9 protein-coding genes and 2 tRNA genes are annotated in these 12924 nt (G+C 54.8%); 9 read left to right on the top strand and 2 right to left on the bottom strand.

Features of this window, described 5'->3' with window-relative positions; translation table 11 throughout:
- Window positions 1-23: 23 nt before the first annotated feature.
- From WBL83_RS18310 to WBL83_RS18300, 3 genes are all read left to right on the top strand, one after another.
- Window positions 24-99 (top strand) — tRNA-Asn (locus WBL83_RS18310).
- A 171-nt stretch (window positions 100-270) separates the two neighbouring features.
- Complete coding sequence (locus tag WBL83_RS18305; RefSeq protein WP_424590466.1) at window positions 271-1062, top strand: MBL fold metallo-hydrolase; 792 nt, start codon at window positions 271-273, stop codon at window positions 1060-1062.
- 72 nt (window positions 1063-1134) lie between these two features.
- Window positions 1135-1833, top strand: a complete 699-nt coding sequence (locus WBL83_RS18300) for an RluA family pseudouridine synthase (RefSeq protein WP_424590465.1) — start codon at window positions 1135-1137, stop codon at window positions 1831-1833.
- Between the two features lie 28 nt (window positions 1834-1861).
- On the opposite strand, the gene ttrR is transcribed toward WBL83_RS18300, so the two are convergent.
- Both ttrR and ttrS read right to left on the bottom strand, forming a co-directional pair.
- Window positions 1862-2449 (bottom strand): tetrathionate respiration response regulator TtrR, encoded by a 588-nt coding sequence (gene ttrR / locus WBL83_RS18295; protein ID WP_424590464.1) that lies wholly within the window; start codon window positions 2447-2449, stop codon window positions 1862-1864.
- Window positions 2424-4190 carry a tetrathionate respiration histidine kinase TtrS gene (gene ttrS, locus WBL83_RS18290; protein ID WP_424590502.1) on the bottom strand — a complete coding sequence of 589 codons (1767 nt, stop codon included), beginning with the start codon at window positions 4188-4190 and terminating at the stop codon, window positions 2424-2426. Before ttrS ends, ttrR begins: the two co-directional genes overlap by 26 nt.
- Before the next feature lie 193 nt (window positions 4191-4383).
- On the opposite strand from ttrS, the gene ttrB reads away from it, so the two are divergent.
- From ttrB to WBL83_RS18260, 6 genes are all read left to right on the top strand, one after another.
- Window positions 4384-5118 carry a tetrathionate reductase subunit TtrB gene (gene ttrB, locus WBL83_RS18285; RefSeq protein ID WP_424590463.1) on the top strand — a complete coding sequence of 245 codons (735 nt, stop codon included), beginning with the start codon at window positions 4384-4386 and terminating at the stop codon, window positions 5116-5118.
- Window positions 5119-6141, top strand: a complete 1023-nt coding sequence (ttrC, locus tag WBL83_RS18280) for a tetrathionate reductase subunit TtrC (protein WP_424590462.1) — start codon at window positions 5119-5121, stop codon at window positions 6139-6141.
- Window positions 6134-9199, top strand: coding sequence for a tetrathionate reductase subunit TtrA (ttrA, locus tag WBL83_RS18275; RefSeq protein WP_424590461.1), 3066 nt, complete (start codon window positions 6134-6136; stop codon window positions 9197-9199). Before ttrC ends, ttrA begins: the two co-directional genes overlap by 8 nt.
- A 236-nt stretch (window positions 9200-9435) precedes the next feature.
- Window positions 9436-10896: an AMP nucleosidase gene (locus WBL83_RS18270; RefSeq protein WP_424590460.1), complete on the top strand. Its 1461-nt coding sequence runs from the start codon at window positions 9436-9438 to the stop codon at window positions 10894-10896.
- Between the two features lie 10 nt (window positions 10897-10906).
- Window positions 10907-12685, top strand: a complete 1779-nt coding sequence (locus WBL83_RS18265; protein ID WP_424590459.1) for an aminopeptidase P family protein — start codon at window positions 10907-10909, stop codon at window positions 12683-12685.
- Window positions 12686-12817: 132 nt separating this feature from the next.
- Window positions 12818-12893: transfer RNA gene (locus WBL83_RS18260), tRNA-Asn, on the top strand.
- Window positions 12894-12924 lie beyond the last annotated feature (31 nt).

Below are 12924 nucleotides of genomic sequence, written 5' to 3'. Positions count from 1 at the left end.
ACTATTTGCCTCGTTCAAACGATTCCTCTGTAGTTCAGTCGGTAGAACGGCGGACTGTTAATCCGTATGTCACTGGTTCGAGTCCAGTCAGAGGAGCCAAATTAAAGAAGCCTGCTTAGGAAACTAAGCAGGCTTTTTGCTTTTGTATTATCTGGTAGCTCCCAACCTCCTGCTGACTCACCAGAAAAGCATGGCTCAATGAATCCGTGTCGCAGCGATGTGCCATGCTAAAGGTGTTTTTTATCTGATAGCAAAGCAGAGGACGACTCAATGATCACCTTATGTAAAGCCTGCGGCACATCCTTTGAGAAAACCGGTACTCATCCGCAACAGTGTAAAATCTGCGAAGATGAGCGTCAGTATGTGCCCGTAACGGGCCAGCAATGGGTCGATTTGGATACTCTTTTAGCTACCCACACCAATAAGTGGCAACAGCACGAGACCAACCTGCTCAGTCTCCACACCCTGCCTGCTTTTGCGATTAATCAGCGGGCTTTTATTGTGCGAACGGCGGAAGGTAATATTCTGTGGGACTGCATTGCCACACTCGACGATGCCACGAAAACGATTATTTCCTCGCTAGGCGGGCTCAAAGCTATCGCCATTTCCCATCCTCATTACTACACCACCATGCAGGATTGGGCCGCCGAATTTAACGCGCCGATTTACCTGCATGCCAACGACCGCGAATGGATCATGCGCGACAGCCCGTGGCTTAACCTTTGGCAAGGTGACTCCCTTAAACTGACCGCTGACGTCAGTTTAATCTGCCTTGGCGGGCACTTTGCGGGCGGCAGCGTGCTTCACTGGGCTCGGGATGAAGGGGTGTTGCTGGCCGGAGATATCCTTCAGGTCACGCCAGGTGCGAATGCCGTCTCCTTTATGTGGAGCTATCCCAATATGTTGCCGTTACCCGCCACGAGCGTCAGCGAGATCATCCGCCGCCTGCGTGAAGTGAAATTTTCGCGGCTCTACGGCGCGTTTGAAGGCAAGGACATCAAGGAAAATGCCGCTGAAATCGTGCAGCGTTCAGGGGAAAAGTATATTTCGTGCCTGCGTTAAGCGATTCGCCAGATTCGCCTGGGGGATGAAAATTGGCTATCATCCGCTCCCACTCATTTTACGTGTAGCCTGATGTCTAAGATCCTCGATACCTTTATTGCTCCGCCGTGCCATGACCAGATCGAGATCCTCTTTCAGGACGAGCATCTGGTTTTGATCAACAAACCCGCCGGACTACTTAGCCTGTCGGGGAAAAATCCGCAAAATCTGGATTCAGTACATTATCGGCTGGTAAAGATATTCCCTGGCTGCACGCTGGTCCACCGCCTGGATTTTGGGACTTCCGGACTGATGGTGGTTGCCCGCAATAAAGCTATCAATGCTGCCCTGTGCCAACAATTCAGCCAGCGAACAGTGACCAAAGTTTATAGCGCCCTGCTGTGTGGACATGTGAATGATGACGAAGGGGTGATAGACGCGGCGATTGCTAAAGACCCGGCACTTTTCCCGCTGATGTCGATTTGCGCCATCAACGGCAAGCCGGCACGCTCCGGCTATCGGGTCGTTGAACGCTTTCACCAGGAGCTGGTAGACGGGAGATTACTGCCATTGACGCGGGTACAGCTGACTCCGGAAACCGGTCGCACTCATCAACTACGCATCCACTGCCAGCAGTTGGGCCACCCTATTTTGGGCTGCGACCTGTATGGCGGCCTGCTGCTGCCAGGCACTGAACAGACGCCGCGACTGATGCTGCACGCCAGTGAACTACATTTTGTTCATCCCATCACCGAAGAGTGGGTCAAAGCCCGCCATGCCAGCGCGTTTTAATCGAGTATCTCTCTCTTCTGGCGCTACATTATTCCCGGACATGTTGTAGCCGATTCACCAGTTCAGCAAGGCTGCCCGCCTGCATTTTTTCCATCACTCTGGCGCGATGAACTTCGACTGTGCGAACCGCAATATTCATGGTGCTGGCAATCTCACGGTTGATTAACCCGTTTGCCACCAGTCCCGCCAGTTCCCGCTCTTTGGGTGTGAGTTGCTGATAACACGCGACAATCTTTTGCCGCTCGAAGGTCTGCCTAGAAACGCGCAACGCGTGCGCTAACGCAATTTGCAGCGGCTTTGCTGCTATGGGTTTTTGCAGAAAATCGACCGCCCCGCGTTTCATTTGCTCCACCGCCATGGGGACATCACCGTGACCGGTGAGGAACACCACCGCAAGCGTACTGCCCCGCCGTAACATTTCTTCGTGCACACCCTGGCCATCCATCAACGGCATTCGCATATCCAGCAACACTACGCCTGGCTGGAACAGCTCCGCCTGAGACAAAAACATCGCCGTTTCATTCCAGCAGCACACCTCGTACCCGAGGCTTTCTAGCAAAAATGCACACGCCTGAGTCACTGCTACATCGTCATCCAACAAATGAATTCTCGCCATCGCGGCTTTGCTCCTCCTTGCGCGTAAAATCTAACACCACCGCCAACCCCATTTGACCATCCGGGGCGCTGTGATTCCGGATACTGATTTCTCCCTGGCCATAACGAACCAGACGCTGGCAAATCACCAGCCCTAACCCCATCCCCTCGACACGGGTCGTCATAAATGGATGGAAAGCCTGGCGCAGTAGCGCATCATCAATACCTCCCGCATTATCCTGGAGGGTGATTCGCGTGCCGCCTTCTTTTTGGTGCGACATGACCCACACCCTGCCAGCTCCCGCCTGTGCAGCATTGAGGATGACGTTCGTCAGCACCTGTTCAAGCAGTACCGGCGGCAGATACAGGGTGTGCGCGGGATTTACGTCTATGTCCAGCGTAACCGCAGGAAAATGCTGTGCCATACGCAGCAGTCGCCAGACGTGTAATAGTGCATCGCGAATATTGACCGGCCCCCACTCCTGCTCCATCACCGGATTGCCTTGTGCCTGGCTCACCCAGTGGCGCAGATTTTTCAGCGTGTCGGCCCCGCGCTGTGCCTGACTATCGATTTCTTTAAGCGCCGTCAGCAACGGATGATGGGTATTTTCCGCCTCAAGACGAATCAAACATCCCCCGGCATAATGACGGATTGCGCACAGCGGTTGATTCAGTTCGTGGGCGAAACCGGAGGTCATCTCCCCCAACACGCTCATTTGCCTTGCGGTTTCCAGCGCCTGTTCTTGTTGGCGCAACAGCACGTTATTGCGTTCTAACTGCTGGCCGCGTCGCCGCACCAGCAGCATGACCCAGATATAATTTAGCGTGAGTAACAGCAAAACCAGCATCGCCACAGCCATCGCCCATTGATACTGAATCAGCCAGCTTTTGATATCCAGCCACAGACGTCGCTGTTGCGGATGCTGGCGCACGTCGTGTAACAGCGCTTCGACCTGGCTTGTGGACGCGGGCGCTCCCCAATGAAAAGGTGAATCCGGCGGGGTATTAAACAAGACGCGCGTGACCCGATCCGCCAGTTCGTCACTGACCGTCGGTAATGCCGCAAATGACCAGTTGGGATAAAGCGGCGTACTGGTTAAGCAGGGAATGGAAGACGGCTGGTTTAACAGCGCGACAAAATCCTCTTTATGCACCAGCCCTTCTGCATCCATGTTTTCCAGCAGACATACCGGCACAATCACCGCCTGAACGGCTTTTTCGCGTAATAAATACAGCAGCGCATCAGCCGGGAAACCCGTGAAGCGCAAATTCAGATCCCGCTCTGGACGAATGCCGTGATCGCTGAGCGCCTTATACCCCAGCAAAAAGCCACCAAAAGCCTGCGCGTCAATCGCACCAACGGTTTTGCCGATAAGGTCTTGTACGCGGGCGAACCCACTGTCGCGTCGGGTCAGGATCACACTGCCGATAACATTGCTCGCGGCTTTACCGCCTTGCCCCGTACGCAATGAAGCCAGCCAGCGCAGCGGCGAATGGCTGTTCAATTGCACAAACTGCGCCGGATTGGTCACCACAAACTGTACCGTTTGACGGTTAACCGCTTCCTGCATTTGATGCAGATCCAGCGCCTGGATATGAAACTGCTCGCCGGGGATGTGTTGATTGAGGAGGATTTCTAACGGTTGCCAGTGGCTGCGCGTTAGCACCTCGCCACGCATCGCCAGAATGCCAATATTCCACGTTTGCGCCCATGCCGCGCTGCTCATCATGATGGCTGAGATCAGTAATGCCAGCCATCTCATCTGTGTGACGCTCACCAAATTATCCCTGTAAATGATGTTGTTTTAGATCAACAACACGCGGGGTATGTGGTTAACCACAATAGAGCCACCCCTCCATGATTTTTACACTGTAAATCATACACATTTTTTATACATCACCAGCCAGTCAACGACGTGACCTATGTTTTGTTGTTGCTTCTCCATGGGGGAAAATATGGACATCAGTAAACGGCAGTTTCTCCAGCAACTGGGCGTCCTGAGTGCGGGGGCCTCTCTGGTGCCGCTGGCTCAGGCGAAATTCCCCTTCTCTCCTGAGCGCCATGAAGGCTCTGCGCGCCAGCGTTATGCGATGCTTATCGATTTGCGTCGCTGTATTGGTTGCCAGGCTTGCACGGTCAGTTGCGCCATTGAAAACCAGACACCGCAAGGCGAGTTTCGCACCCACGTTAATCAATACCAGGTGCGGCTTGAAGGGACAGAGAGCGTCACCAACGTGCTACTTCCGCGCCTGTGCAACCATTGTGATAACCCGCCCTGCGTCCCGGTTTGCCCGGTTCAGGCGACGTTTCAGCGACAAGACGGGATTGTGGTGGTCGACAACACCCGATGTGTAGGATGCGCGTACTGCGTGCAGGCCTGCCCTTATGACGCACGCTTTATCAATCACGAAACCCAAACCGCCGATAAATGCACCTTTTGCGTTCACCGTCTGGAAGTTGGATTGCTCCCCGCCTGCGTGGAGTCCTGCGTCGGCGGCGCACGTATTATCGGCGACCTGAAGGATCCAAAAAGCCGTATCGCGCAGATGCTTCACGACCATCACGACGCCATCAAAGTGTTGAAACCGGAGAACGGCACCGTACCCCATGTTTTCTATTTAGGTCTGGACGAGGCCTTCGTCACCCCGTTGATGGGTCGCGCGCAATCCGCACTCTGGCAGGAGGTTTAAATGGACCATTCTCTGATTATCGAAGAGGTACTGGCCCGGCCCCAGGAGATAAGCTGGCTTCCCTGGGCGGTGCAATACTTCTTTTTCATCGGCATTGCCGCCTGTGCTGCGTTGTATGGCTGCGTGCTTCACTGGCGTAACCGCGATTTGGCAAAACTCGAGCATCTGACGCTGCTGATTGCCTTAACCTGCGCCATCACCGCACCGTTGGCGCTGACCGCCGATCTTCATCAAACCGCCCGCTTCTGGCATTTCTACGCCTATCCAACACCCTGGTCGTGGATGCCATGGGGCGCACTGTTTCTGCCGCTGTTCACCGGGGTTCTGGGCTTATGGTTTCTGGCATTGCAACTCAAACGCTTTACCCAAAAAAGCTACCGAGTGACGAAATGGCTGGCACTGGCGAGTGCATTACTGGCCGTCGGATTACTGACCTATACCGGTCGTGAAGTGTCTGTGGTGCAGGCGCGTCCGGTGTGGTTTAGCTACGCATTTCCGGTTGTGATGTTTCTCAGTGCTTTCCATACCTTTTTTGCCCTGCTCGTGGTGTCGCTTCGGGGCGAACACCGGTTACCGCGCAAACTGGCTTTCGCGCAGCTGTGGACTCTCGGGTTGCTTGCCCTCGTCATCCTGTTTTGGGTCACTGGCGATACGCTGTCTGGCGTGGCTATTCGTGACTGGCTTGCGGTGTCGCTATCAGCCCGATACTACGCCGCCGGTTGGGTCGCACTCTGGATCCTCTCTATCGGGGCGAGCTGCGTGGCGTGGTGCCAGCCGCTCACGATGCCGTTACGCATCTTGCAGGCGCTAAGTGCCATGGCGTTGTGCTGGCTGATGCGCTGGACGTTGCTGATTCAGGTACAAACCGTGCCGAAATTTAACGCGCAGTTTAACCCTTATTCGCTGCCCGCAGGCACCGACGGCTGGCTTGCCATTCTCGGCACGTTTGGTTTGTGGATAGCGCTACTCATTATTGTTCGCGAAACCGTGAATGGACTAGCAAGGAGAATGCAACATGGCTAATTTAACCCGTCGTCAGTGGCTTAAAGTCGGCCTTGCCCTGGGCGGAATGGTGACCTTCGGGCTGAGCTATCGGGATGTGGCGCAGCGTGCCATAGACGGTTTGCGAAACGGCACCTCCGGCAAAATAACCCGCGACCGCATCTTTGCTAACGCGCTTATCCCTGAGGCTCACGCACAGCCCCAGTGGCAGCAAAATCCGCAACAGGTTATCTCCATGACGCAATGCTTTGGCTGCTGGACGCAGTGCGGCGTGCGGGTGAGGGTCGATGGCGAAAAAGGGAAAGTGCTGCGAATTGCAGGCAACCCGTATCATCCTTTATCTCATGAACATCACATTAACTCCGCCGTACCGTTTGCCGAGGCGATGGCAATGCTGACGGGAGAGAGCGGCCTCGACGCCCGCTCCACCGCCTGCGCCCGCGGCGCGACATTAATGGAAGGCCTCTACAGCCCGTTACGTATTCTCGAACCAATGAAACGCGTCGGTAAACGTGGCGAAGGCAAATGGCAACGCATCAGTTTCGAGCAACTGATTGAGGAAGTGGTGGAAGGGGGGGATCTGTTTGGCGAGGGACATGTAGAAGGTTTACGTGATCTTTATGCCCCAACCACGCCCATCGACCCGCAGCATCCCGGGTTTGGCCCGAAAACCAACCAACTGCTGGTCACCAACACCAGTGATGACGGACGCGACACCTTCCTGCGGCGTTTTGCCCTCAATAGTTTTGGCAGTAAAAACTTCGGTGCGCATGGTGCCTATTGCGGACTGGCGTATCGGGCCGGTTCTGGTGCACTGATGGGCGATCTGGATAAGAACCCCCACGTGAAACCTGACTGGGATCACGTAGAGTTCGCGCTGTTTATGGGCACCTCTCCGGCGCAGTCCGGGAACCCGTTTAAACGCCAGGCGCGCCAATTGTCCAGCGCACGGGTGCGGGAGAATTTCAATTATGTTGTCGTCGCCCCGGCGCTGCCGTTAACCACGGTACTGGCGGACGACCGCGGTCACTGGCTGCCGGTTATCCCTGGGAGTGACTCGGCGCTGGCGATGGGCATGATCCGCTGGATCATCGAAAAACAACGCTATAACGCGGAGTATCTCGCCGTCCCTGACGCGCTGGCGATGCAGCAGGCTGGCGAAAAAAGCTGGACCAATGCCGCACATCTGGTGATCACCGATGAACTGCCGCAACTTGCCGGGCAGCATTTGACTCTGGCACATCTGTCCGCTGGTGGCGCAAATGAACCCGTGGTGATGAATGAAAATAACGAGATGGTTGCCGCCAGCCGCTGCCCGCGGGCACAGCTGTTTATCGCACAGCAGGTCACGCTGGCTGACGGACAGACTGTCACGGTGAAAAGTGGATTGCAGTTGCTCAAAGAGGCGGCCAACAAACTGACACTGGCGCAATACAGCCAGCAATGCGGGGTGCCGGAGGAGAAAATTGCAGCGCTGGCAGATGCCTTTACACGCCATGGGCGTAAAGCGGCCGTCATTACCCACGGCGGGATGATGGCGGGTAACGGGTTTTACAACGCCTGGTCGGTGATGATGCTTAACGCCTTGATTGGCAATCTCAGTCTGGAAGGCGGTGTGTTTGTCGGTGGCGGTAAATTCAACGGAGCGACCGATGGCCCGCGCTATAACATGGACAGCTTCCCCGGTAAGGTAAAACCGAAGGGGCTGAGTATTGCCCGTAGTAAAACGGCTTATGAAACTTCCGAGGAATATCGCAATAAAGTGGCTGCTGGGGTGTCGCCCTTCCCGGCAAAAGCACCGTGGTATCCATTCGTGGCAGGGCAATTGACCGAACTGCTGAGCTCCGCGCTTGAGGGTTATCCTTATCTGCTTAAAGCGTGGATCTCTAATATGACTAACCCGTTCTACGGCATTCCAGGATTGCGGGCGGTGGCGGAAGAGAAACTTAAAGATCCAAGACGTCTGCCGCTGTTTATCGCCATCGATGCATTCATGAATGAAACCACGGCGCTGGCAGATTATATCGTTCCGGACACGCACAACTTTGAGAGCTGGGGGTTCAGCGCGCCATGGGCGGGAGTCGCCAGTAAAGCCACCACCGCACGTTGGCCTATCGTGTCTGCTGCTACCAGCCAAACCGCGGATGGGCAACCCGTCTCGATGGAAGCCTTCTGCATCGCCGTGGCTAAACAGCTTAAGCTGCCTGGTTTTGGTGACAACGCAATGACCGATATGCAGGGCAACAGTTATCCGCTCAATCGTGCGGAAGATTACTATCTGCGCATTGCGGCAAACATCGCGTATATGGGCAAAGCGCCTGTCGCGCAAGCCAACCATGAGGATGTGACGCTGACGGGCGTGCAGCGTATTTTGCCGGTAATTCAGCAGACGTTAAAAGCCGATGAAGTCAATCGCGTCGCGTTTATCTTTTCCCGGGGCGGACGTTTTGCCCCGGACAGCAGCGGGCGGGCGGACAACAGCGTCGGCAACCTCTGGCAAAAACCGCTGCAAATCTGGAATGCGGATGTCGCCGCCCATCGTCATGCCATCACCGGCGAACGCTACAGTGGCTGTCCGTCCTGGTATCCTGCACGGCTTTGCGACGGGCGCTCCATTGACGAGATATTCCCTGTGCAGCAATGGCCGCTGAAGCTTATCTCTTTTAAATCCAACACCATGGCCAGCGCGTCTACCGTCATCCCACGCTTGCATCATCTCAAACCTACAAACCTGGTGGCGCTAAATCCTGAAGAGGGTAAACGCTACGGTCTGAACCACGGCGACACCATCCGCATCACCACACCAGGGGGGCACGTTGAGGCACAAATCAGTTTGCTTAACGGTGTAATGCCAGGCGTGATTGCCATTGAACACGGTTACGGGCACCGGGAAATGGGTGGCGTTCAGCATTATCTCGACGGTGAAGCGATGGCGTTTAATAGGCAGATAAAATCAGGGATTAACCTTAATGACCTGGGATTTGCCGACCCTACGCGCAACGTTGCCAATACCTGGCTGGATTGGGTCTCCGGGGCATCGGTAAGACAGGGGCTTCCGGCAAAAATTGAACGGATATAATTCACTTACTGAAACAGCTTTTGTAGGGTGGATTAGCGATAGCACCACCCACCATTTAACGGATTTTGTCGGATAACACTATCGCTTATCCGACCGCCGAAGAGGTTTATCATTCGTCTCAAGCCTGCCTGTTTTGCAGGCTTTTTGCTTTTATCCTCCAGCCCCTTCCGTTCACTCCCGTCGATGACATACTATCGAAGCAGCCCTGCGTATAATCAGCAGGATAAGGAGATAAGATGACGCATCAGACAGCCGACACTGCCCTTACCCCGAACGAGGCCCTCGATAAATTAGAGGAGCTGTACGATGCTTCGGTCAACGCATTGCGCGAGGCCATTGCCCAGTACGTTGAAAACGGCACATTACCCGAACTACAACAACGTGCCGCAGGATTATTTGTCTACCCGGAGTTACGCGTCAGTTGGGATGGCACGATCCATCACCCTAACAAAACCCGCGCTTACGCCCGCTTCACCCACTCTGGTAGCTACACCACCACCATCACCCGCCCTGCACTCTTTCGCCACTATCTCGCCGAACAATTAACTCTGCTGTATGAAGATTATGGTGCGCAGATTGAAGTGGGTTTATCGCTGCACGAAATCCCGTATCCGTATGTGATTGATGGGTCGAGTTTGTCGCTTGACCGTTCAATGAGCGCCGGTTTGCCTCGCCATTTCCCGACCACCGAACTGTCGCAAATTGGTGATGAAACGGCGGATGGACTGTTCCACCCGACTGAGTACTACCCGCTTTCGCATTTTGACGCTCGTCGGGTTGATTTCTCTCTCGCCCGTTTGCGCCACTACACCGGTACGCCAGTTGAGCACTTCCAGTCTTTCGTGTTGTTCACCAACTACACCCGCTATGTGGATGAGTTTGTCCGCTGGGGTTGTCAGCAAATTCTTGATCCGGAAAGCCCGTATGTCGCGCTTTCCTGTGCCGGTGGCGTGTGGTTAACCGCTGACAGCCAGGCACCTGAAGAAGCCATTTCCGATCTCGCGTGGAAAAAACACCAAATGCCGGCATGGCATTTGATTGATGCCAACGGTACCGGTATCACGCTGATTAACATTGGCGTTGGGCCATCAAATGCGAAAAACATTTGTGACCATCTTGCCGTGTTGCGCCCGGCTGCCTGGCTGATGATTGGCCACTGCGGCGGTCTGCGTGAAAGCCAGTCGATTGGCGATTACGTACTGGCTCACGCTTATCTGCGCGACGACCATGTGCTGGATGCGGTGCTGCCGCCGGATATTCCGATTCCAAGCATTGCTGAAGTACAACGCGCACTGTACGACGCCACAAAACTGGTCAGCGGCATGCCGGGGGAAGAAGTTAAGCAGCGCTTACGTACCGGAACCGTCGTCACCACCGACGATCGTAACTGGGAGCTGCGCTATTCGGCTTCCGCCTTAAGGTTCAACCTGAGCCGTGCGGTGGCGATTGATATGGAAAGCGCCACCATTGCTGCGCAGGGTTATCGCTTCCGCGTGCCATATGGCACTTTGCTGTGCGTGTCTGATAAGCCTCTGCACGGCGAGATAAAACTTCCGGGTCAGGCCAACAAATTCTATGAAGGGGCGATTTCGGAGCATTTGCAAATCGGCATCTGCGCCATTGACCTCCTGCGCGCGGAAGGCGAACGACTGCACTCGCGCAAACTACGTACCTTTAACGAACCACCATTCCGATAAGAGAATAAAAATGCAACACACATCACCTCTGGCTGCGTTACGCAGCCTGCTAAAAGAGCGCGAACTTGATGGCATGCTTATCCCTCGCGCCGATGCGCATCAAAGTGAGTACTGTGCCCCTTTTGACGCAAAGCTTGAATTTATCAGTGGATTTGATGGCTCGGCGGGTCTGGCTCTGATTCTGGCCGACCGCGCGCTGCTGTTTGTTGATGGCCGCTACCAGGTTCAGGCGCATCAGCAAGTCAACCTCAGCGAGTTTGAAATTCATCATCTGCACGATGAACCTGTCCACCTGTGGATGCGCGAGAATCTGCCGTCGGGTAAACGCATCGCGTTTGAACCGTTGCTTATCGTTAACAGCCAGTATGAACAACTGCGTACCAGCGGCTGTGACCTGGTTCCTGTCAACGATGATCCGATTAATGACATCTGGACTCAGCGCCCGGCGGCACCACGCGGTGTGATTCACGCCATGCCCGATGAGATTAGCGGTGAGTCAACCGCCTCCAAACGCGCACGAGTGGCTGAAGCCCTGACGCGTGAAGGCGTGGACTATCTTGCCATCACGCTGCCTGACAACATTGCCTGGCTGCTGAATGTTCGCGGTTCAGATATCGCCATGAGCCCCGTGCCGCTCTCTTTTGCTTTAGTGAAAAACGACGGCGATGTGGAATGGTTTGTCGATGATGCCAAACTCCAGCAGCTGGATAACGGATTGCTGGATTCGCTGACTCTCCACAGTGCAGATGCGTTCCTGCCACGCTGTGAGCAGCTGGCGGCGGGTAAAACCTTCTTGCTCGATGGTGACAATGCCGGGGTCGCCGTGCGCTTTGCGGTTGAACAGGGTGGCGGTGAAATAACATGGCAGGCTGATCCTGTTACGCTGATGAAAGCCAATAAAAACAGCACCGAACTGGAAGGCTTCCGCTCAAGCCACGTGCAGGATGGCGCGGCGTGGGTGAATTTCCTTGCCTGGCTCAACCACGAAGTCCCGTTGCGTGAAGCGGCCGGTAATCCGATTACCGAGCTCGAGGCGCAGGAAAAGCAACTCGCCTTCCGCCAGCAATGTGAAAACTTCTGGGAACAAAGCTTTGGCACCATTTCCGCGTCAGCAAGCAACGCGGCAATGTGCCACTACCACAGTGCACCAGAAACCAACTTTGCCATCACCAGCAAAGAGTTTTATCTGAACGATTCCGGCGGCCAGTATTACAACGGCACCACCGATGCCACGCGAACCCTGAACTTCGGGCAGCTTGATGGCCAACGTCGTCTGCATTACACCGCAGTGTTGAAAGGTTTCTTATCGCTGATTTCCCTGCAATTCCCGCAAGGCACCCAGGGGCATCAACTTGATGCGTTTGCTCGTCGTCCCTTGTGGGAGCTGGGCCTGGATTACGATCATGGCACAGGACACGGTGTCGGCCACTGCTTGCTGATCCATGAAAACCCGCATCGCATGGCGAAGAAAGTGAACCCATGGCCGATGTTACCTGGCACTATTTTGACTATCGAGCCGGGATATTACCTTGCCGGAAGCCACGGCATCCGCATTGAGAACCAGGTTGAAGTGGTCGCCTCGCAGCCTGGTTTCTGCAAATTTGCCTCGCTAACACTTATCCCCATCGATTTAAGTGCAGTCGATTTAGCGCTATTAAGCGAGCAAGAAATTGCCTGGCTCGATGATTATCACCAGCGAGTGCGCGAAACATTGTCACCGCTTGTCTCAAGCGAAGCGCGCCCGTGGCTGATTCAGGCAACCGCGCCGGTCAGAGCCCAGCGCGCATAAAACCCTTTAAGAGCCGCGCTTTTGCGGCTCTTTTCTCCTTTTTGCTGATTAAACCAGCAGTCAATCAAGTTTCATCTAAACAGCCTTTGACAACCCAGCCCCCGCTCGTTACTATGCGCCCCGTTAACCGATTCCTCTGTAGTTCAGTCGGTAGAACGGCGGACTGTTAATCCGTATGTCACTGGTTCGAGTCCAGTCAGAGGAGCCAAATTCGAGAGCCCGCTTAAGGAAACTTAAGC

Source organism: Buttiauxella sp., from assembly GCF_049686335.1.
Lineage (GTDB): Bacteria > Pseudomonadota > Gammaproteobacteria > Enterobacterales > Enterobacteriaceae > Buttiauxella.
Note: the sequence above shows the minus strand (reverse complement) of the source record. Positions and strands in the feature narration are given on the sequence as shown.